This is a genomic window from Adhaeribacter swui, from assembly GCF_014217805.1.
GTDB lineage: Bacteria > Bacteroidota > Bacteroidia > Cytophagales > Hymenobacteraceae > Adhaeribacter > Adhaeribacter swui.
In genome coordinates this window covers 3,493,874-3,516,442 of record NZ_CP055156.1, presented here as the reverse complement: position 1 = coordinate 3,516,442, position 22,569 = coordinate 3,493,874, and the positions used below count along the sequence as shown (strand labels likewise).

Genomic DNA, 22,569 nt, shown 5'->3' with positions numbered 1-22,569 from the left:
GGAGTTATTTTTTTCAAATTTTTCTTTTCCAGCACTGCTCTTTGCTTCTTTTTACCTGATAATTATCGGTTTATCGGGCAACTTATTTGCTACAAAAACGAAAAATAAAGAGAGCCGTGCGCCCTGACCTGGATCCGGATTGTATAAGATTTTTGCTTACCTAAAGAATAGATGCAATATGAAAAACAAGGAGCTTTTTGACAATACCGTGAAAATACTGGTAAACGCTTATCTGAATAACTCATTGGTGCAGGGCAACTGCCATGCCTGTGCGGTAGGTAATATCATTGCGGCCAAAATGAATATTAAATACACTAATGATTTTAAGTGGGTTGGCCGCCAGGTAGCCTGGCCACTGGTTTTTGTAACGGTTAGCTTTGAAATTGCCCAGGTAAGACGCCCCTGGAACTTTACTGGTCAGGCCAAAGAACAAATTACTGCTACCGGTTACTCCTGGCAGGAACTAGCCCAGATAGAGTATGCTTTTGAACGGGCACCCTGGGCCAAAACCCCGGAAGAACGCATGTTTAATGGTTTAATGGCTGTAATAGAAGTACTGGGCCAAATTCATGAAATGGACGAAAACACCAAATCAGCGACCAAAGGGTTATTTCTAAAAGACTAAGGAAAAAGACACAAGGATCAGGATATTGAATACTATACTCTCGTTAAATAGAAAATTAACTTCAATACATTCTATTATTTTGCGGGTATCGGCCGGCTTGTTTTAAAATCAGTATTTCAGATTTTTTAAATTTTTTGTTTTTACAAGAGTTAATCGGCCAATAAAATTTGTACCTGGTCCCAAAACACCTGCAGGCTCATACCGGCCATTACCAGAACAACCAGTACGCCAAACAAGGTGAGCCAAACCGGATGCTGGTACGTGCCCACTACCTTTTTCCGGTAGGCAGCAATTAATAAGGTACTTAAGGTTATTGGTAAAATAAACCCATTGAAAGCGCCGGCTACAATAAGCAGCGTTATTGGTTTACCTAGGGTGATAAAAATAAGGGTAGAAGCTACAATAAAGCCTATAATGATCTGTTTTTCGCGGTTCCGGACAGTAGCACTTAAAGATTTTAAAAATGATACGGACGTATAAGCCGAACCAACAATAGAGGTAATGGCGGCCGCAAACATAACCATTCCAAAAAATTTATAACCTACATTCCCAGCGGCTAAAGCAAAAACCGAAGCCGGCGGATTAGTGGCCTCGATGGGCAAACCTTGCGCCACAACTCCCAGCGAAGCTAAAAACAACAAAATCCGGATAACAGAAGCTACCAGAATACCCGAAACGGCACTGGTTTTTACCTGGGGTAAAGCGCTCTCGCCTTTTAACCCGGCATCTAATAACCGATGTCCGCCAGCAAAGGTAATATAACCACCTACGGTACCACCCACTAACGTAATTATGGCCGTTACATCTAATTTATTTGGTGCTACGGTTTTCACCACGGCTTCTTCTAAAGGAGGATGCGCCGTAACAACCACGTACAGGATTAACAAAATCATGAGCAAACCCAAAATCTGGGCAAATAAATCCATGGCTTTGCCCGCTTCTTTCACCAGGAAAATACCAATAGCCATACCCGCAGCTAAAACGGCACCCAACACCGGCGAAATACCCAGCAGCACCTGCAAGCCCAAACCAGCCCCGGCCACGTTGCCAATATTAAAGGCCAGACCGCCCAGCACAATTAAAATGGAAATAAAAGTACCTAAGCCTGGCCACACCGCATTGGCAATATCCTGCGCCCGCTTTCCCGAAACAATAATAATTCGCCAGATATTTAGCTGCACACCAATATCAATAACAATGGAGGCCAGAATTACAAACCCAAAACTCGCCCCTAAGGATTGGGTAAATACAGTGGTTTGCGTTAAAAAGCCAGGTCCTACGGCCGAAGTTGCCATTAGAAAAGCTGCCCCTATCAGCACACTCCATTTTTTATCCGGATTCATCATTTTTAACTTGTAGCCGCCCGAATAGTAATCTTTTCTTCCCGCAGCTTTTGAGTTATTTTCCGGGCAAAAGCTACCGCTTGGGCACCATCACCGTGAATGCAAATGGTATCGGCATGGATGGCTACCTGCGTACCGTCTAGTGCGATAACAGTATTGGTTTTTATCATTTGCACTACCTGGTTCAGCGCTTGCTGTTCATCGGTAATCAGGGCATTGGGCTGGCGGCGCGGGGTTAAGGTACCATTGGGTTGGTAGGTCCGGTCGGCGAAAACTTCGTTAGCCGCTGGTAAGCCTCTTTTTTGCGCTGCCTGCGTTAAATAACTACCGGCTAAGCCGTATAAAAAAGCCTTGGGTTCGAGCTGGTGCACGGCTTCCACAATGGCCTCGGCTAAGGGCAGGTTTACGGCGGCCATGTTGTAGAGCGCGCCGTGGGGTTTAACGTGGTGCAAAACCCCGCCCGCGGCTTTCACAAACCCGGCTAAAGCGCCTACCTGGTATACAGTTAAATCATAAGCTTCCTCGGGCGAAATAGCTAGTTCCCGCCGGCCAAAACCAACTAAGTCGGGCAAACCCGGGTGCGCGCCAATGGCTACTCCTTGCTGCAAAGCTAAATGCACCGTTTTCTTCATTACAGCCGGGTCGCCGGCATGAAAGCCGCAGGCGATATTTACCGAACTCACGTAGGGTAAAATGGCTTCGTCGTTGCCGATTTGGTAAGCGCCAAAGCTTTCGCCGGCATCACAGTTTAAATCAACCAGTAACGGTTTGCTCATGTAGTATAAAGTTTGGCGACAAGTTAGATGGTTGCGTTTACAAATAGCGTTGAATTTTTAAAATTTTTCTGTTCCAAGTTTTTTTGCTCGCTTGTGGGATGCGGTATTCCCCGCTGTATTCTACAGTTAAATTTAATGGCAGAGAAAAAGCACGAATATCTTTAGAACTTTACTTTATACCCGATAGCCCTTTTAATTTCCTGAATAGTTTTTTCCTGCTGAATAAAAAGCTGCTGAGCTTCCGGTAATGAAATTTCCTGAAAGCGGATTTTCTGCCCCAAGGGCACCTGCGCCAATTTTGAAAAATCGGCTGTAATTACCTGGCCAATGCGCGGGTAACCGCCGGTAGTTTGGTGGTCGGCGAGTAAGGCAATGGGATGCCCCTCGGGGGGCACCTGAATGGTACCAAACGTAACCGCACTGGATATCATTTCCTTGGGTTCCTCCAATAGCAAAGGCGCGCCTTGTAACCGGTAGCCCATGCGGTCCGAATCGGTAGTTACTGTAAATTCCTGCTCCCAAAAAGCTTGTTGGCTGGCTGGCGTGAATAAAGCATATTCCGGGCCTTTTATTACCCGCAAAGTGGGGCTGCGTTCCAAACGCGGAAAAAGGGGAAACATAGGTGTCCAGGAAGCCTGCGCCCAATTGGATCGGGTAGTTTTTTTTAATAAATTAGTTAACAGCATCTCACCGATTACCGTTGGATCGGCCGTTGGTAAAAAGTCGCCGGCTTGGAGGGCCCTACCTTTAAAACCACCTACTTCGGCCCTTAAAAAAGTAGCATAGCTCCCCAGTACTTTCGGCAAAGTAAAACTGCCCGATACCGCCAGGTACGCCCGACTGCCCAGGCCGGGTGCCCCAAATTGTAGCAAGCTGCCTTGCGGCACAAACACCGGTCGATCCATTTTTACTTTTTCGCCGTTTATAGTGGGCGATAAATCGCCGCCGGTAATCGCAATCAAATGGTCGGAATCAAATAAGATTTTGGGCCCCAGAAAAGTAATTTCAATGGCCGCAGCTCCTTCTTCGTTCCCAACCAGCAAATTAGCTACCCGCAGGGCAAAAGCATCCATGGGCCCGCTGACAATAATGCCTTCTTTTTGGTAGCCATACCGGCCTATATCCTGAATGGTAGTGAGTAACCCCGAACTAATAATTTTAATGCCCATTCGCTGCTCCTCTTTTTTTCTCGAACTGTTTTTCGGTAATCGCAACAAACCGGATCATGTCACCGGCTTGCAGCAAACTGGGCTGGTCGCGGTGGGGGTTAAACAACTGTAAAGGCGTGCGCCCAATAAGCTGCCACCCTCCCGGACTCTGGATGGGATACACTCCGGTTTGCTTACCCGCAATCCCCACCGAACCGGCCGGTACCTTAGCTCGTGGTTTATCTTTGCGAGGAGCAGCAATGTCGGGGGACATACCGCCGAGGTACGGGAACCCCGGGGCAAAACCAATCATGTACACCAGGTAAGTAGTTTGGGTGTGCAATTCTATTACTTCTTTGGGCTTTATGCCGTGCAAGTTAGCCACATATTCCAGGTCCGGGCCGTATTTACCGCCGTAACACACCGGAATTTCTACCGTTTTGGTTCCGGGTTTTTCCGGACTATCTTTTACGTGCAACCGCATCTCTGTTAAGTAAGTCACTACGGTATGGTACGGGCTTTGGGTTCCTTGCTGGCTTACGACCCACGGATCGTAATACACGGTTAGTGTGGTAAACGCCGGTACGTACTCCACAAAACCCGGAAAAGGATGCTGATCCAGGTAAGCCGTATAGTCCTGAATGTGGCGTTGCGTTAAGCGGTTTATATGATCACCAAATTCCAGCACCACAGCGGCATCCCCCAAAGGATATACGTTTAGTTCCGTCAATGCTTCGGGTGCCAATGGATGTTCCATGCGGAAAGTTTAAATTTTTGTTACTACGGTTAATTTTAAAAAACTTTCACGAATTTTTTATAAATTTTTAAAGGGGGCGAGTAGATGAGTTGTTCTTTGGTAGATGTAATCTTGCCAAAGAACAACCGCAGAGAGACTAAAATTTGGATTTAAATATTTCCTTCGCCTTTGTATTTTAGAGCCAACATGAAAAACAAGCCCATTCGATATACAATTTTCGGTTTAACCTGCTTAATTTTAGCTACTGTAGCTTGCAGCAAAAAAACTATAACCACGCAAGAAATACCTTTAGAGAATGGCGTCAGCAAAGCCTTAGCCGATTACCGCAAATCCGTAATCAGCCGCTTGGGTTATACCTTGCACTTTACCATACCTGCTACCAAATCCGCGCCTATTCAGGGGCAGGAAATCATCAGCTTTTACCTGAAAAATAACCAGGTGCCGCTGCAACTGGACTTCAAAGAAAAAACCGACCACGTACAAACCGTAAAAGCCAATGGCGAGGCCGTTTTGGTACAGCACCAAAACGAACATCTTCTCATTCCGGCCGAAAATTTAAAAATCGGGCTCAACACCATCGACATTACCTTTACCGCCGGCGATTTATCTTTGAACCGCAACGAAGAATATCTCTACACTCTGCTGGTGCCCGACCGCGCCCGCACTGTTTTCCCGGTTTTTGACCAACCCAACCTCAAAGCTAGTTTTACCTTAACCTTAACGGTACCGCAGGATTGGCAAGCCCTAGCCAACGCGCCCTTGCAGGATTCTACGGCCGGGGAACAAGGCAAAACGCTGCGCTTCGCTCCTTCCGATACCATTAGCACGTATTTATTTTCGTTTGTGGCGGGTAAGTTTAAACGGGTGAACCGTAAAATAAACGGGCGCCTCATGCACTTGCTGCACCGCGAAACGGATTTGGATAAGATTAAGCTAAGCCTCGACCCTATTTTTCAGGTGCACGGCGATGCGCTGCGGTTTATGCAGGACTATACCCAGATCCCTTATCCCTTTCAAAAGTTTGATTTTGTAGCCATCCCGGATTTTCAGTACGGCGGCATGGAACACGTGGGCGCCATAGATTATAAATTGTCGGCTTTGTTTCTGGACGAAGGCGCTACCCAGGACCAGAAATTGGCGCGTTCCAGCGTAATGGCGCACGAAACCGCGCACATGTGGTTCGGCGATTTGGTAACCATGCAGTGGTTTAACGATGTGTGGATGAAAGAAGTGTTCGCCAACTTTATGGCCGATAAAATTACCCAGGTAGCCGAAGCCAACACCAACTACGACTTAAAATTTCTGATAGACCATTTCCCGGCGGCCTACGCCGTCGACCGGACTACTGGCGCCAACCCCATCCGGCAGCAACTAGATAACTTGCAGGATGCCGGCTCGATGTATGGCAGTATTATTTACCACAAAGCCCCCGTGATGATGCGCCAACTGGAACGGCTCATGGGGGCAGAAGCTTTCCGGGACGGTTTGCGGGAATATTTAAAAAAATACGCTTTCGGCAATGCCACCTGGCCCGACTTAATTCAGATTCTGGATGCCCGCACCCCCACGGATCTGCAAGCCTGGAACCAGGTTTGGGTAAACGAACCCGGAAGGCCCATATTTGATTACGATCTGCAAACAGAAGACGGAAAAATAAAAAATTTAAAAATTACGCAAAAAGCCGAAGATAACTCGGAGCGCATCTGGCCCCAACTCTTTGAAATGACCTTGGTGTACCCCGACCGACAGCAGGAACTTACGGTAAACATGAATGCCCGCACCGTAAACGTACCCGAAGCCGTGGGTGCCGCTGCGCCCGATTATATTTTATTTAACAGCTCCGGCCAGGGATACGGTGTTTTTCCGGCGGATAACCGCATGGCACACCGCCTGGTTCACCTGAAAAATCCGGTAGCCCGGGCCTCGGGGTACATTAGTTTGTACGAAAACATGCTGAATGGTCGCAATATTAACCCCAAAGACTTGCTGCAAATTTACCGCGCTGCCCTTATCCGGGAACCCGAAGAACTTAACCTGAAACTTATTACCGGTAACCTGAGCGATATTTACTGGAAATTCCTGAAGCCCGTTGATCGCACAGCGCTAGCCGCCGAGCTGGAAAAAGAAGTTTGGGAGGCTATGCAAAAAGCCGCCGCGCCAAATAACAAAAAGCTGCTTTTTAAAACCTACCAAAGCATCGCCTTAACGCTTGCGGCGCAAAAGCAACTTTACCAAATCTGGGAAAAAGAGCAAGCACCCCAGGGCGTAAAACTTACCGAAGACGATTATACTTCACTGGCGCAGGCCCTGGCCTTGCGGGATTACCCCAACAGCCCCGAAATTTTAAAAAAACAGCTATCTCGCATTAAAAACCCGGATCGCCAGCAACGCCTGCAATTCTTAATGCCGGCTTTATCATCGGAAGTTAATACGCGCGACGTTTTTTTTGCTTCGTTGCAACAAGAACCAAACCGCGAAAAAGAAGCCTGGGTAGTTATGGCCTTGGGTTATCTACATCACCCACTGCGTCAGCAAACTTCCGCCAAATACTTACCCGCCAGTTTAGATTTATTGGCAGAAATTCAAAAAACGGGCGATATTTTCTTTCCGTATTCCTGGCTGCAAAGCACCTTCGGATCGTACCAAACACCCGCTGCCGCCAACACTGTCCGGACTTTCCTGAAACAACACCCCAACTATAATCCGAAGCTCAAAGCCAAAATTTTGCAAGCCGCTGATGATTTGTTCCGCGCGGAGCGCTTGCTGAATCCATAGCTCAGATTTTTACAAAGCTGGTGCCTGTTATGTGGCCTTCTATCTTCTGGCAGTTTTCCGTTTCCTGTCGCGAGTTTTCCGTTTGCTGGCGCAAGTTTTCAAACTTGGGCCTTCGTACAAGGTAAAGTCTCTGACTTTACTCCGGCTTTAGCCGGAACCCTGAACTGCTTGAGTAAACTGCTAAAAGAGAGTTTTAGTAGTTTCATTCTTTACTGTTCTTCTTTGGAGCCTTTTCAAGTCTCTATGCCCTGGTGCTATCTAGCTTGAGAAGTAACCAGTTTGCCTCATGGCCGGCGGGCCTCGTTTGGCTCTTTCGGGCGGTCTAAGCTTCCTTTCCTCGACTCCGTCTGCGGAATGCTGCGCACCGGAACCTTAGAAGGCCCTCTAGAGCCAAACTGGTGTCGGTTGCTAGTAGCTACAGCTTTTCGGAAGTTATCTGTATTTGAGTTAAACTTTACTGTTTACTTCAATGGGGCTGCTTATAAGAGATCCTTATCCGTTCCTAATTTTAACACTGGGTTTTATCAAAAATTAAAAAATTACCCCGGAAGCTTTTACCGCTTTCGTGGTAAAAACTTCCGGGGTAATTTGGGGTGGCAGAAAATGGGTTGTTAGAGCGATAATACTTCTAGCTTGTAGAAACTTTGGTAAGATCGCTTTGGGTAACCTATCCGCTTATATTATAATTTTATCATTTCCCCATTACAAATTATTCAAAACATCGAGGTCTTCGGGGTTGAGTTGGATGGTGGCGGCCCGGTAATTTTCTTCGAGGTGTTTTACCTTGGAGGTACCTGGTATCAGTAAAATATTGGGTGAGTGGTGCAGTAGCCAGCTCAGGGCAATCTGGTTCGGAGAGGCCTCGTACTTTTGGGCTACTTTACCAATAATTTCGGTGGCTTTTAAGTTACCGGCACTCAAGGGGTACCACGGAATAAAGGCCATATTTTGTTCCTGGCAATATTCTAATTCGGCTTCCCACTTGCGGTTATCTACGCTGTACATGTTTTGCACCGACACCACGGTCACGTATTCCTGGGCTTTCTTAATTTGCTCCACGGTTACTTCCGAAAGGCCAATGTGTTTTACCAGACCTTCTTCCTGTATTTGCTGCAAAAATTCTAAAGTTTGCTCGTAAGGTACTTCCGGATCTACACGGTGCAGTTGGTATAAATCAATCTGGTCTAGTTTCAGTCGTTGCAAGCTACCTTCCAGGGCTTCGCGTAAATGGTCGGGGTGCGCGTTAATGGGCCACTGGTTAGGGCTGGTGCGCAGTAAACCACCCTTGGTGGCAATTACCAGGCCGGCTGGATACGGATGCAAAGCTTCGGCAATGAGTTCTTCCGACACGTGCGGACCGTAGCTATCGGCAGTATCAATAAAATTAATGCCTAGTTCCACGGCTTTTTGCAATACCCGGATACTTTCGTCGTGGTCTTTTGGTGGGCCCCAAATGCCGTCGCCGGTTATGCGCATGGCGCCATAACCCATGCGGTTAATAGTTAAATCGCCACCAATGGTAAAGGTGGGCGAAAACGAGGCTGATGTTTCGTTGGCCATAATCATTCAAATTTAAAAAATGTAATAAATTGCCTTGGTAATACTACTCTATAGGCCGGATTGTTTGCGATTGCCCCGATTTTTTAAATTTTTAACTTTCGCTGGAGTCTACTAACCGATCCGGGTAGCTTAGAAAAAAGACGCACAAACTTATCCGCAGCATTTACTTTTAGCGCTTCTGTTTTAGCAGATTCTTAAACTTTGTGGGTGGCTAATGGGTAAAGGCTAATGGATAAATAGTAATAAAAAAGCATGCAATACAGAAAACTAGGAAAAACCGGCATTGAAGTATCCGAAATAAGTTTAGGCACCTGGCAGGTAGGTGGCAAATGGGGCGAGCCCTTCAGCCACGAAAATGCCGACCACATTTTAAATGCCGCGATAGATGCCGGCGTTAACTTTATTGATACCGCCGATGTGTACGGCGACGGCGAAAGCGAAAAGGCCGTAGGCCGGGTGGTAAAATCCCGCTCCGAATGGATACACGTGGCTACCAAATGCGGCCGCCGCCTGAACCCGCACGTGAACCAATCCTATACCCCCGCGGCCTTGCGCGCTTTCGTGGAAGACAGCCTGCGCAACACCGGCCTCGACACCCTGGACCTGATTCAACTGCACTGCCCACCCACCGAGGTATATTACCGGCTCGAAATATTTGAGCTGTTCGACCGGCTGAAAGAAGAAGGCAAAATTCAAAACATGGGCGTGAGCGTGGAAAAAGTAGAAGAAGCCCTTAAAGCCATTGAATTCCCGAATGTAACCACCGTGCAGATTATTTTTAATATGTTCCGGCAACGGCCCGCCGAGTTATTTTTCCGGGAAGCCCAGCGTCGCGACATTGGCGTAATTGTGCGGGTGCCCCTGGCCAGCGGACTGCTCACTGGCAAGTTCCGCCCCGAAACCCACTTTGCCCCCGACGATCACCGCAACTTTAACCGCAACGGCGAGGCCTTCGACAAAGGCGAAACGTTCTCGGGCCTCGATTATAATACCGGCCTGGAAGCGGTAGAAGAAATTAAAAAACTGTTCCCGGACCAGGAAAATTTAGCTCCCGTAGCCCTGCGCTGGATATTGCAATTTGAGGCCGTAAGCTGCATTATTCCAGGAGCTTCCAAACCCAACCAGCTCACCTCTAACCTGCAAGCCCTGGAAGTACCCGACCTCACGCCAGAGCAATGGGAAGGCGTAAAAGCCATTTACGAGGCGAAGATTAAGCCCTTGGTGCATGATCGGTGGTAGGAACGATATAAGTCTATCTTATATTTACGCTTAATATATAATTAACTAACTAAAATATTTGCACATGCAAAAAAAAATATATAATTATAAAACTTTATAATATCTTTTATAAGTTTCGATTTTTAAATAACCTATATTTTATTAATGCCAAGGCCCTTTAAGTCTGATCTTGTAATTAATGAACAGATCAATGATGCAACTTTAAAGGCGTATCATGTTGGATTTGACCAGAATAAATTTAGGCTTCAACCTTTAGTTGATGTTATACGAAATGTAATTCCAGAATTTTCTCTTGGTTTCCATTGTGGAAATATCCCCCAAAATGAAATAATAACAAGGCTAAAAGAAGCGGCTGAGACCGTATATCTAACTGACAAGTATAAGAGTCGTGGTGAATTTGGAGAACTAATTTTACATCTCTTATTAAGAGATTTTCACAATACTATTCCTCTATTATCTAAAATTTGGTTTAAAGATACATATAATGTACCTGTTCACGGTTTTGATGGAATCCATATCACAATTGAGAACAATGTAAAAAAACTGTGGCTTGGCGAATCAAAATTATTTAAAACAGGTAAAGACGGAATTAAGGATTTAGCTAAAGACATTGTAAACCATGTTAACGGAGATTATTTAAGAAAAGAGTTCAATTTAATTTCTAGAAAGATTCCAGCAGATATACCTGAAAGAGAACATTGGATTCAATTAATGGATAGGCATCAAAAACTAGATATCGTTTTTTCAAGTATAGTTATACCAATGGTATGCACTTATTCAAGCGATTTATTTAAAAAACATGATTGTGAAGATCAATTGTATTTAAATGCATTTATAAATGAATGCAATTCTCTTCATGGAGAATTCACAAAATTAAATACAGCAACTAATGTGGAGATTATTTTAATGTTGCTTCCAGTTCCAGACAAAAATGAGCTTAATACAGAATTAGATAAACGATTGAAAGCAATGCAGAGTATATGACATTTAATGATAGTATATCAGCAATTAGTTTTCTAAATAATACAGACTTAATTGGATTTGAAAACAGTTTTTATTTATCCAAGTTATGTTCAAGTTTACTCAAATCTAAAGACCACGAAAAAATTGCAAGAGATATCATAATCAGGGTTTTAGATGTTTGGGATAAAGTTGACGATAGTACAAAACCAATTTGGAATGATTTAATAGAGGCTGCAGGACTTTATCCATATGTTGACTCTGAATTTCTATCTAGAAGTGCTCAGATTCGCTATGAGTATCATAAATCTCCATTTATTCAAGATATATACTTACATTCTGAACAACAAGAATTATCTATTGCTCTTCAAAACAAAAACTCTATTGTAGTAAGTGCACCCACAAGTTTTGGGAAAAGTTTACTTATTGAGGAATTAATAGCTAGTTGTTTATATAAACAAATTGTTATAATTCAGCCTACTTTAGCATTACTGGATGAAACGAGAAAAAAGCTTTTAAGATATAGAGAGGATTACAAAATTATTGTATCAACAAACCAAGAGCCTGATTTAATAAAGTGTAATATATTTTTATTTACAGGAGAAAGGGTTGTTGAATACCAACATTTTCCTAATGTTGATTTTTTCATTATTGATGAGTTTTATAAATTAAGTTTAGATCGCGATGATGACAGAGCCATTGCATTAAATCAGGCTTTATATAGACTTTTAAAACTTACTCAAAGATTTTACTTACTCGGACCAATGATTCAAAATATTCCTAATTCATTTAAGGAAAAATTTAATCTTAAATGGTTCTCTACCGAATTTGCTACAGTGGCAGTTGATGAAATAAATCTTGAATTAACTGAAAAATTAAAGTCAACTGAAAAAGAAGAAAAGAAGAAACATCGTTTATTTGAATTATTAATATCAGATAGAGCTCAAACTTTAATTTATTGTTCTTCACCTTCTAGAGCTACATATTTAGCGCTTGAATTTATTTCGCACCTTAAAAACACTTCACAAACAAAAGCCAACCCTTTTAATTCGGATCAAGAAGTTGAAAACAATGAAATTATAATAGAGTGGATTCGACAAAATGTAAATTCTTCATGGTCACTAAGCGAAGCTTTAAAATATGGCATTGCTTTTCATCATGGTGCAATTCCGCGACATTTAGGTAGTTCAATTATTGATGCATTTAATAACGGATCAATTAGATGGCTATTTTGCACTTCAACTTTAATTGAAGGAGTAAATACATCTGCTAAAAACGTGATTTTGTTTGATAAAAAAAGGAACTAAACCAATAGACTTTTTTGATTACAAGAATATTGCTGGTCGTTCAGGTAGAATGAAACGCCATTATAAAGGAATAGTAGTGAGATTTGAACCCGAGCCAGATCAGATGGAATTGTTTGTTGATATCCCATTATTTAATCATGAAAAATGCCCCTTGGAAATTTTAGTTTCTTTAGATGCAAATGAAATTGAGGAAAAGTCAAAGACGCGATTAGATGAATTTAGAAGCTACCCACAGGATCTACAGGAGTTACTTAAAACTAATTCTGGAGTTTCAATTAAAGGACAACTAGATATTATTAAAAAAATAGAATCGAATCTAGATTATTATCATAATTTATTATCTTGGAGAACCTATCCTCCGGATTTTGACAGTTTAAGCATTATCATAGAATTATGTTGGAATACACTTGCAACTCAATCTGATAGAGCTTTATACATCGAGAAAATTGGAAGGATATCAGCAAGATGGTTAGCATCTTTTACTCGTTCCTACACAAGGTTAAGATCAATTCCTTCAGTTATCTCACATTATATAAATCAGGAATTTTGGATTAATAAAATTCCTGATTTACAGGAGCGTACTGATATTGCATCATATTCTATACTATACATTTCTAGGCATTGGTTTGATTATAAACTACCCAAATGGATAACTACAATTTCTAATATCCAGGAACATGTATTTACAAAACACAATTTACAACCTGGTAGTTTTACTTACTTTGCGAGCAATCTTGAAAATGGTTTTTTGCACTCTAATTCAGCAACATTATTAGAATACGACATTCCTGCTTCTGCGATAAACAAATTAAGAAGAGTTATTCCAATAGATCAATCTGCAGAAACAATTATAAAGTCATTGAATGAACTTACAGATGAGGAGCTTAATACTTTTAGTCTTATTCAGTACGAAATCAACAAAATAAGAAGTGCATTATAAAGCAAAAGAGTTACAGTTAATCCTCAACTTCTGACTTCTTCGGCCTGCATTGTTTTGTAGGTTTTCCAAGAATCCCTCTCTAAATTTGCCGGCCAAATTCTTACCATGATTATAAAAGAAAAAAGTAACTGGTTCCGGATGCTGTTTGTGTGGCACGGGTCGGTGCTGCCGGATATTTTCCCGCGTTTGGTGGCTTTGTTGCTGCTTTCCTCCTTGATTGTGTATTTCCGGGGGCAGTTTTTTGAGTATAAAATTCCGCTCAACCCAACGCCTTTTACTTTAATTGGGATTGCCATGGCTATTTTTCTGGGTTTCCGGAACAACGCCAGCTACGACCGTTTCTGGGAAGGCCGCAAACTCTGGGGCGCCTTACTCATCGATTCCCGGTCGCTCACCCGCCAGGCGCTTACCCTTACTCAGTTGCCCGCCCAGTCCGGGAAAGTAGTGGCATTTACCCGTTTGGTTATCGCCTTTGCCTACGCCCTCAAACACCAGCTGCGCCGCACCGATGCTACGCCGGATTTGCAACGGCTGCTCCCGCCCGATTTGGCCCAAACCGTGCAAAAAGTAAAATTTAAACCCATCCGGTTGCTCCAGGAAATAGGGCTGTGGGTACAGCAACTCAAAACCGAAGGCCAGATCGATACCATTGCCCAGGCCGCTTTCGACCATAACCTGAACCAACTTTCCGGTATTGTGGGCGGCTGCGAACGGATTGCCGGCACCCCCATTCCCTACACTTACAGCGTGCTGCTGCACCGCACCGTGTACATTTACTGCTTTTTGCTGCCCTTTGGCCTGGTAGATAGCATTGGCTGGATGACCCCCATCATGACGGTTTTTGTGGGCTACACCTTTATCGCCCTCGATGCCATTGTTACCGAAATCGAAGAACCCTTCGGCCTGGAGCCCAACGATTTGCCCCTTAATTCCATTTGCCAAACCATTGAAACCTCGCTGCTGGAAATGATCGACCAGGAAGCCCCCGCTTTCCCGCCCCGCCGGAAACCTTACTGGGCAGATTAGGTGGCGCTTCGCTGAATTAGAAATTAGAAATTGGGTTCAGGGTTCTTTCCCCTCATATTTCAACCAGTATATTTAGCTAGTGCCTGGGGTGGGGCTACACTTTTTTGCCGAGCCATTCTTTAAATTCCGGCGCGCGTTTTTTGCTTACGAATACTTCTTCGGTTAGGGCGGGCTCCAGCTCTACCAGCAGTTTGCCGGAGGTATGGGGTTTAAACTGTTTAATGGCCTGCACGTTGGCTAATACCTGCCGGTTTAATCTAAAAAAGTTGTCCTGGCTCAAAATCGCTTCCAGGTTTTCTAAGGACGAAGCCGAGGTAAATTCTTTGTTATCGAAGGTTTTAATTAAACACAGCTCGTTGGCTTTGTAAATATGCCCGATGCGGTCGGTGGTGATGGGGATAGAAGAATTCCCGAAATTAACGATGAGTTGCTTGTGCGGCGCTTCGGCGGGTCGGTTTTCGGTTTTTTGGGCATGCAAAGCGCTGATTTGCTCGTAGGCGTCTTCCAACTGGTCCTGGAGTTCGGTTACGGTTACCTGGTGGTAATGGATCAGGTACATGCCGGTGTACATCAGGTTAATAATCAGGGTAAACACCATTACCATGGGAATATCCATTACCATTAACCAGCCAATATCAAAATACCCTTTTCGCTGAATCAATACTTCGTTGAGTAGATACACCAGGCCGATTACCTCCACGCAGGAAATAGTAAAAATTAAAAAAACCTGCAGAAACAAGCGCTCCATGCGACGGGTAATCCAGGAATACCGCTGGTCGAGGTACATAATAATGCGTCGGTTGGTTTCCCACACCACCCACACAATAAAAATATCGTAGGCCAGGTCCAGGTAATACTGCCGGGTTTTCAGGGCCTCGTACAGGGGCTCGTACATACCGAAGTTCAGCACCACAAAACCCAGCAAGGGAATACCGATTAACCGGAACCACTTATCCGGATACCGAAATTGGTTCATTTTTTAAAATTTAAAAAGATTTCTGCTTGTTGCTGCAAATTAAGCAGCAAAACCGAGACTTCCTTATTTGTTTTCCCAGCTTGGCCCGGTTATCCTCTACATTTTACCTGAAATTTCACCCCCTATTTTGGTCCCTTCAGCCGGAAATACGGCTTTTTAAAGCTCCTGAGCGCTGCTTTCGGCTTTTTCCGGTTTTACAAGCTCCGTTGGCCCCTCTACTTTTGCGGCACTTTCACCGGTGATCAAAACTCCAATCCAAACTAAAAAACCGAATCAATCCTATGAAAAAAAATGCTTTATTCTTCTGGCTGGCCTTCTTGTTTGCGGCTAGCCTACAGGCCCAGGATGGGCCGCTTAGTCCGGCGAGCCGCCATTCTTTGAGCCTGGGTCTGGGCTTATCCCAGGTATCCGTCCGGGACCAGAATGCCAGTCCGCTGCTGTACCAAAACAACCTGCCGCAGGTAACCCTCCGGTACCAGCATTCTTTTAAGCGTGGCGAATTACAGGTGGGTTTGCAGGCGCGTTACGGCAATTATACCCCCAAAGCTTACCGGGGTCGGGCCGTAAATTTAGGCGAAGTAGTGGTACCGCTCACCAGCAAACTGGCCGCCGGCCATTTCTCCCTGAACTACCTGCACCGGGTAAATGCAGCGGCTAAAAGCGCCTGGTACCTGGGTACCGGTTTGCAGCAGTTATTGCAGTACCCCACCGAAGCTCCTTACGCGGGTTTAGTGAGTGTAACCGCTTTGCCCCTGATTTTAAAAGTTCAGCACCAGTTTAATGCAAAAAACCTCCTGGAAAGCCAGGTGCAATATACCTTAGCCGGCCTGTTGAGCCGCTTTCCGTGGCACGCTACCCTTTCTTTACCCGATGTTACCAGCAATTTAAAAGCTTTGTACCAGAACAACACGCGGGTGGTGGCCGGTTACCAGTTAAACCAGGTTGCCTGGCAGACCCAATTTCAGCACCAGGTAAGCCCGCACCTGCGGGTAGGTTTGAGTTATCAGTTCGAACGCCTGGTAGATGCCAAGCCCCGCCGCTTGCATACCTGGAGCAATAGTTTGAGCGCCCAATCTGCATTTACCTTTTAAGCAATACCAGCCCATCATCCATTTTTTAAATTTTTAAATTTCCAGATCAATCCAAAATGAAAAAGATATTCTCGGTACTGGCTATGTTGCTGGTACTCGCCACCACGGCCTGCGAAAAAGAAAACTACGCCCCCACTTCCGATGCCCTCATTAACTTTGATTATTTGTGGCAAGAATTTGACCAGCGCTACGGTAATTTTGAGGTAAAGAACATTAACTGGCCGGCCCTCCGCGACAAATACCGGCCCCAGCTAAACACCACCTCCACCAACGCCGATTTGCACCGGGTACTGGAGCAACTCATTAACGAGCTCGACGACAACCACGTTACCATTGCTCCCACCGACGGCAAATTAAAATACCTGGTTTCGGACGCTACCCACCAGCTCAACCATATTCCTACCCTGGAACTGATTAAAAGCAAGTACCTGACGGAAGCCAAAATTGCCACGCCCGAAATCACCTACGGCCTTTTGCCCGGCAACATCGGGTACATAGATATTACGCTGTTTGATGATAAATTTAAAAATTACGAGCCTAACCTGGATCAGATTATCGATTACCTGCGGGATACCAAAGGTTTGGTTTTGGATATCCGCAACCACCAGGGCGGTCGCGATGAAGTAGCTCAGTACGTGGCCGGCCGGTTTGCCAGCAGCCCGGCGCTGTATATGAAAGCCCGCAAACGGAACGGTCCGCAACACACTGAATTTACGGATTGGTACGAGTGGCAGGTAAAACCCACCGGCAAATCGCAATATCGGAAGCCCATTGTAATTTTAACTTCTGATTTTACCATTAGTGCCGCCGAAACTTTTCTGCTGGCCATGAAACGCCTGCCCCAGGTAAAACAAGTTGGCACCACCACTTCCGGCGACTTCTCCGACCGCGCCACCCTGGAAATGCCCAATGGCTGGCAGTTTACCTTATCCATCGGCGATTACCGCGACCACAATGGCGTAAGCTGGGAAGGCAAAGGCTTAAAACCCGACGTAGAAATCCAAAACACCCCGCAAGATATTGAAGCCAATAAAGATTTGATGCTGGAAAAAGCTATAGACCTGCTGCAATAATCAAATTTTAAAGATTCTGATTTTCTGACTTTTCATCTAATAATATCAGAAAAGTAAAAACAATAGCTATTCGCATATGACACCAGTTTGGCTGTTGAGGGCCTTCTGGATTCTGCGAATCTTTGGTTCTGGTTTGCGCAGCAAAATTCCGCAGACGAAGTCGAGGAAAGGAAGCTTAGACAGCCCTCAACAGCCAAACGAAGCCCACCGGCCACGAGGCAAAACTTGTAGTTAGCAAGTTAGATAGCACCGCAGCCTGGAGACGGGAACCGGCTCCAAAGAACAACAGCAAAGTTTGTAATAGCAAAACTGCTTGCTATTGGGTATCAGTACAAGAGAACCTTTTTAATTATAAGAAATATAAGTTCGGTGTAGCGCCATATTCCGCCGTATACTCATTTAAAGAACGGCAATAAAAATTAACCGCCACAACTCCTCCTCAGGTTTTAGCTTGCCTTTAGGCGGAGGTTTAAACCTCAAAACTGGAATACTTGCAAATGCCTGAAGACTAAGCTTACTTCTCCAGTTCGGCCATTTCCTGAATAAACGCAAAAGCTTTTTGCAAAGCCAGCATCAGTTCGTCCAGGTTAATGGGTTTGCTGATGTACGCATTCATGCCGGCCTGCATACAGGCTTGTTCGTCTTCGGAAAGGGCACTGGCCGTGGTGGCAATAATGTAAGGCTGCTGGCTGTTCTCCTGCGACCGGAGCACCCGGGTCGCTTCCAATCCATCCATTTCGGGCATTTGCACGTCCATTAAAATTACATCGTAAGGGGAGTTGGCGCAAGCCGCTACCGCCTGAACTCCGTTTTCGGCCATTACTACCGGGTAACCTAAACGTTCCAAAGCCATTTGCGCAAATAACTGGTTTATCGGATAATCTTCGGCAACCAGAATACGCAAGGGGTATTGGTCGGCAAAAGTACGGGATAATTTTTGTTCAACTGGGGCTGCGTGCTGCTCCGGAGACCGGTGCAACAAGCTATCAATTAACGTTTTTTGCAGTAAGCTGTATTTGATTGGTTTATTGATGACGGCGCTAAAATAAGTCCTGGATTTAACATCCAGGTCGCTACCCAAACCGCACAGTAAAACAAGGGGTACCCGCGGTAATTGTTCCCGTAAAACTTCGGCCAGCGAGATGCCATCCATACCGGGCAAAACCCGGTCCGTAAGAATTAAATCAAAAACCTGCTCTTTTACGGCAGTTAACGCTTCGCGGGCCGAGGGTACCGCTACCGCTTGATATTGCCAATGCTTAAGTTGTTTTTGCAACAGTTCCCGCTGCGAGGTATTAGCCGCTACAATTAAAACCTTTTTATTAATTAAGTTATCCGGCAATTTATGGGCTTTATCCGGGCTTTGCTCCACGAGTGGTTCGGCCAGAATAGTAAAGCGAAAGGCAGCACCCTGGCCGGGCTCGCTGGTAGCAGCAATATCGCCTCCCATTAAATTAACCAATCGTTTGCAAATGGCCAATCCTAAGCCGGTACCGCCGTATTTGCGGGTAGTAGAAGAATCGAGTTGCGAAAAAGCCTGAAAAAGATGGGCTCCTTTTTCCGGCGAAAAACCAATGCCCGTATCGCGTACCGTAAAACAAAGCGCTATTTGATTATTTTCATCTGTTTGTTTTAATTCTGCTTTTACCACCACCTCGCCCTGCGAAGTAAATTTCAGGGCATTACTCACCAGGTTTATTAAAATTTGCTGCAAGCGGTCGCTGTCGCCGATTACCTGACGGGGCAGGTTTTCGTCCAGGTCGTACATCAATTCTAATTGCTGCTGGGCCGCACGACCGGCAAAAAGCTCCAATACATCTTCTAAACAATCCCGCAAAGTAAAAGGCTGGTAATTGAGCTCCATTTTACCGGATTCAATTTTTGAAAAATCAAGCACATCGTTGATTACCGTTAATAAGCTTTGCCCGGAACGGCTGATAATTTCGGTAAAATTTCGTTGTTCGGCATTCAACTCGGTTTCAGCTAATAAAGCCGTCATGCCAATTACCCCATTCAAAGGCGTGCGGATTTCGTGGCTCATGGTGGCCAGAAATATACTTTTGGCCTGGTTGGCTTTTTCTGCTTCCAGGCGGGCTTGCTCGGCTTCTTCTTTGGCCTGCTTTTCGTGCTCCTGCTGCTTTTGCAGTTGTTTGTTCAGCAGCAATAAATCGGCCGCCTGGGCCTGGAGTTCTTCTTTTTGGCGACTTACTTCAGCGGTACGCTCTTGTACCTGCAACGCCAGCAAGGCCTGTTGCTCCCGGATACTTTGCGTGCGCCAACGGTAATACGCCGTAATACCGCCAATAAAAATACCCGCTACCAAAAACCGGAACCACCAGGTCATGTAATAAGGCGGGGTAATTATAATTTTCAGGATAGTGCCTTGTTCATTCCATACCCCATCGTTATTGGCCGCTTTTACCCTAAAAGTATATTCCCCGGGGTTGAGGTTGGTATAGGTCGCTTTGCGTTCCGTGCCCACGTAATTCCATTGCTTATCAAAGCCTTCGAGCAGGTAAGCATATTGGTTTTGCACCGGGCTGGTATAATCCAGAGCGGCGTACTCCAGTGCAAAAACCGCCTGGTCGTAGGGTAAGGTAATGCTTTTGGTCTGGCTTATGTGTTTTTGCAAAGGCGAACCGCCACCTATCCGGGCCGATTTATTAAACAAGTAAAAGTCGGTAAATACCACCAGGGGCACATTTTTGTTTTCGGCTATGTGGTCCGGATCAATAATGTTAAAGCCGTTACTGCCCCCAAAGTAAATATCCCCGTTGCTGGTAACTAATCCGGAACCATCGGTAAACTCATAACTTTGAAGGCCGTTGTGCGGATCGAAATTTTTAAATTTTTTATTTTTAGGATCAAACCGGCTAATGCCATTATTCGTGCTCAGCCACAAGTAACCGGCCGCATCTTCCTGAATGCTGTTAATAACGTTGTTTGGCAACCCATGCTCCTCGGTGAAAGAGATAAATTTATTGCTTTGGCGGTTTAACAAATTTAACCCGCCCCCCATGGTGCCTACCCACAAGTTGCCCTGCCGGTCTTCGGTGATGGATATAACCACGTTGTGGCTCAGGTTACTGTTTTCTTTGTTGAAACGGGTAAAGGTTTCGGTATCCGGATTGAATTTATTTAAACTACCGGAATAAGTACCCACCCAAATATTACCGGCTTTATCTTCGTACAAAGCCCGGATATAATCATCACTGAGGCTATAGGGGTCATTGGGATTGTGCAGGTATTTGCTTATTTTCTGGGATTTAGCATCGAGCCGGTTTACCCCTCCCCCGCCGGTTCCGATCCAGGTGTTGCCGTTCCGGTCTTCGAGTAGCCGGAAAACAGCATTACTGCTTAAGTGAAAAGCAGAGTTTCCTTGTTGGTAATGCGTAAAAGTTTTGGTTTTAGCATCGTAGCGATCCAGGCCGCCGTCGAACATGCCAATCCATAAATACCTGGACTTTTTACCTTGTGCCAGCGCCAGAACAGAAGCCCTGGTTAAGGAATTTTTGTTTTTTGCCTCTGGCAAAAACCGGGTAAAAGTTTGCGTTTCGCGGTTAAACAAGTTCAGGCCGCCACCGTCGGTGCCCACCCATACGTGCGTGCTGTCTTTTTCGGCAAAGGACGATACAATATCAAAACTTAAGCTTTCGAGATCGGTGGGATTGCTTTGGTATAAGGCAAAAGACGCTAAGTTAGGGTCATATTTATTAATGCCGGTAGAGTTGGTTCCTACCCACAATACGCCTTGTTTATCCTGGAGCAAGGAAATGACCGAGTTGTGGCTCAGGCTGCTTTCATCAAAAGGCTTTTTGGTATAATGCTGAAATTGCCCGGTATGGGTATCATACAAATCTAAAGCTTGTTCGGTACCCACCCATATTTTACCCGGGCCAGCTTTTGCCAGCGCATACACGGTGTTGCTGCTCAAACTATTTGCGTTTTGATTATCTTGCCGGAAGTGCGTAAAACTTTGCGTAGCAGCGTTATAATAGTCCAGGCCACCGTAGGTTCCTACCCACAGGTTGCCCTCCCTATCGGGCAATAAAGCCGTAACATTGTTATAAGTTAAACTATTTGCGTTGGCGCTGTGGTGCAGAAAACGTTTTATTTCCTGTGTTTGCAGGTTAAACCGGATGAGCCCGCCGGATGTAGCAATCCACAGGTTGTCTTTGGTATCTTCGGTAATGGCCGTAATGCTTAAGTTTCTTAAAGCATTTGCTTGCTGATCATCGGCATTAAAAAGGGTTGCTTTTTTGGTTTTGCGGTTAAATATGCTGAGACCCATGGTAGTGCCCACCCAAAAGTTTTCTTTGCTATCTTCAAAAATGGCGGTCACCGCTTTTTCGGCAATTGTTTTTCCGTTGGCCGGACTAGCCGGATACGTAATAAAAGCATCCTTATCGCGGTCATAACGGCTAATAGTTCCGCCATTATTGCCTACCCACAAATCACCGGCTTTGTCTTGATAGAGGGCCATTACATCGTTGGCGGGCAAGCTGCCGGCTTTTTTAGGATGATGGCGATACACGGTAAATTTATAACCATCGTATTTATTTAACCCATCCATGGTGCCGAACCACATAAATCCTTCTTTATCTTTCAGGATGCAGGTAACCGTACCTTGAGATAAGCCCTGGGCATTAGTTAAATGCGTGAACCGCAGCCCCGGCGCTTGCGCAAAGGCCGATAATAGACTCAAACAAAAGAGGGTACACAAAAGGAATTGTTTCATCGTAAACCAGGTCGGCCGCTACCTACATAAGCAAAGTACGTACTTACAAGTTGTGCTGGATAAGAAAAAAAAGTTACCGGGGCAACCCAAACTAAAAACAAGCTTTCCGGAAATAGAACTACCCTGTACATGCATTGTGCCCCTTTACTTAAAACTAAAAAATTTAAAAAACTTATTCTGGGTCTGCTTTTAATCAACCTAAATGCAACTAAAATAAATATAATTATTTTATTAT

At 45.0% G+C, this 22,569-nt stretch carries 16 protein-coding genes; 9 read left to right on the top strand and 7 right to left on the bottom strand.

Annotated features, from left to right (window positions below; all coding sequences use genetic code 11):
• Positions 1-178 precede the first annotated feature (178 nt).
• Positions 179-625 (top strand): hypothetical protein, encoded by a 447-nt coding sequence (locus HUW51_RS14835; protein ID WP_185270419.1) that lies wholly within the window; start codon positions 179-181, stop codon positions 623-625.
• 149 nt (positions 626-774) lie between these two features.
• Here the strand turns inward: HUW51_RS14835 and HUW51_RS14830 are convergent, their stop codons facing one another.
• The 4 genes from HUW51_RS14830 to pxpB form a co-directional block, all read right to left on the bottom strand.
• Positions 775-1,971 carry an NRAMP family divalent metal transporter gene (locus HUW51_RS14830; RefSeq protein WP_228466650.1) on the bottom strand — a complete coding sequence of 399 codons (1,197 nt, stop codon included), beginning with the start codon at positions 1,969-1,971 and terminating at the stop codon, positions 775-777.
• Between the two features lie 2 nt (positions 1,972-1,973).
• Entirely contained in the window at positions 1,974-2,744 is a 771-nt protein-coding gene (locus HUW51_RS14825; RefSeq protein WP_185270418.1) for a LamB/YcsF family protein, read from the bottom strand.
• 161 nt (positions 2,745-2,905) lie between these two features.
• Positions 2,906-3,913: a 5-oxoprolinase subunit C family protein gene (locus HUW51_RS14820; protein ID WP_185270417.1), complete on the bottom strand. Its 1,008-nt coding sequence runs from the start codon at positions 3,911-3,913 to the stop codon at positions 2,906-2,908.
• The gene (gene pxpB / locus HUW51_RS14815; protein WP_185270416.1) at positions 3,903-4,649 is read right to left on the bottom strand and encodes a 5-oxoprolinase subunit PxpB; all 747 of its coding nucleotides are present in this window, start codon (positions 4,647-4,649) and stop codon (positions 3,903-3,905) included. Before pxpB ends, HUW51_RS14820 begins: the two co-directional genes overlap by 11 nt.
• Before the next feature lie 186 nt (positions 4,650-4,835).
• Here pxpB and HUW51_RS14810 point away from each other — a divergent pair, with 186 nt between their 5' ends.
• Positions 4,836-7,424 carry a M1 family aminopeptidase gene (locus HUW51_RS14810; RefSeq protein ID WP_185270415.1) on the top strand — a complete coding sequence of 863 codons (2,589 nt, stop codon included), beginning with the start codon at positions 4,836-4,838 and terminating at the stop codon, positions 7,422-7,424.
• A gap of 702 nt (positions 7,425-8,126) precedes the next feature.
• Here HUW51_RS14810 and HUW51_RS14805 read toward each other — a convergent pair.
• Positions 8,127-8,990, bottom strand: a complete 864-nt coding sequence (locus HUW51_RS14805; RefSeq protein ID WP_394353935.1) for an aldo/keto reductase — start codon at positions 8,988-8,990, stop codon at positions 8,127-8,129.
• Positions 8,991-9,236: 246 nt separating this feature from the next.
• Between HUW51_RS14805 and HUW51_RS14800 the strand changes: the two genes are divergently transcribed.
• The 5 genes from HUW51_RS14800 to HUW51_RS14780 all read left to right on the top strand — a co-directional run bounded on the left by HUW51_RS14800 (position 9,237) and on the right by HUW51_RS14780 (position 14,456).
• A complete protein-coding gene (locus HUW51_RS14800) occupies positions 9,237-10,223 on the top strand; it encodes an aldo/keto reductase (RefSeq protein ID WP_185270413.1) in 987 nt (328 codons plus the stop codon).
• 144 nt (positions 10,224-10,367) lie between these two features.
• The gene (locus HUW51_RS14795) at positions 10,368-11,207 is read left to right on the top strand and encodes a HamA C-terminal domain-containing protein (RefSeq protein ID WP_185270412.1); all 840 of its coding nucleotides are present in this window, start codon (positions 10,368-10,370) and stop codon (positions 11,205-11,207) included.
• Positions 11,204-12,490, top strand: a complete 1,287-nt coding sequence (locus HUW51_RS14790; protein ID WP_185270411.1) for a DEAD/DEAH box helicase — start codon at positions 11,204-11,206, stop codon at positions 12,488-12,490. The genes HUW51_RS14795 and HUW51_RS14790 overlap by 4 nt, the downstream gene beginning before the upstream one ends.
• Positions 12,471-13,430 carry a hypothetical protein gene (locus HUW51_RS14785; protein WP_185270410.1) on the top strand — a complete coding sequence of 320 codons (960 nt, stop codon included), beginning with the start codon at positions 12,471-12,473 and terminating at the stop codon, positions 13,428-13,430. The genes HUW51_RS14790 and HUW51_RS14785 overlap by 20 nt, the downstream gene beginning before the upstream one ends.
• Before the next feature lie 105 nt (positions 13,431-13,535).
• Positions 13,536-14,456, top strand: coding sequence for a bestrophin family protein (locus HUW51_RS14780; RefSeq protein ID WP_185270409.1), 921 nt, complete (start codon positions 13,536-13,538; stop codon positions 14,454-14,456).
• Positions 14,457-14,550: 94 nt separating this feature from the next.
• Here HUW51_RS14780 and HUW51_RS14775 read toward each other — a convergent pair whose 3' ends face one another.
• Positions 14,551-15,432, bottom strand: a complete 882-nt coding sequence (locus HUW51_RS14775; RefSeq protein ID WP_185270408.1) for a LytR/AlgR family response regulator transcription factor — start codon at positions 15,430-15,432, stop codon at positions 14,551-14,553.
• Positions 15,433-15,713: 281 nt separating this feature from the next.
• Here HUW51_RS14775 and HUW51_RS14770 point away from each other — a divergent pair, with 281 nt between their 5' ends.
• A complete protein-coding gene (locus HUW51_RS14770) occupies positions 15,714-16,523 on the top strand; it encodes a hypothetical protein (protein WP_185270407.1) in 810 nt (269 codons plus the stop codon).
• 56 nt (positions 16,524-16,579) lie between these two features.
• Positions 16,580-17,596, top strand: a complete 1,017-nt coding sequence (locus tag HUW51_RS14765; RefSeq protein ID WP_185270406.1) for a S41 family peptidase — start codon at positions 16,580-16,582, stop codon at positions 17,594-17,596.
• 514 nt (positions 17,597-18,110) lie between these two features.
• Here HUW51_RS14765 and HUW51_RS14760 read toward each other — a convergent pair.
• Entirely contained in the window at positions 18,111-22,301 is a 4,191-nt protein-coding gene (locus tag HUW51_RS14760) for a hybrid sensor histidine kinase/response regulator (protein ID WP_185270405.1), read from the bottom strand.
• Between the last annotated feature and the right edge of the window lie 268 nt (positions 22,302-22,569).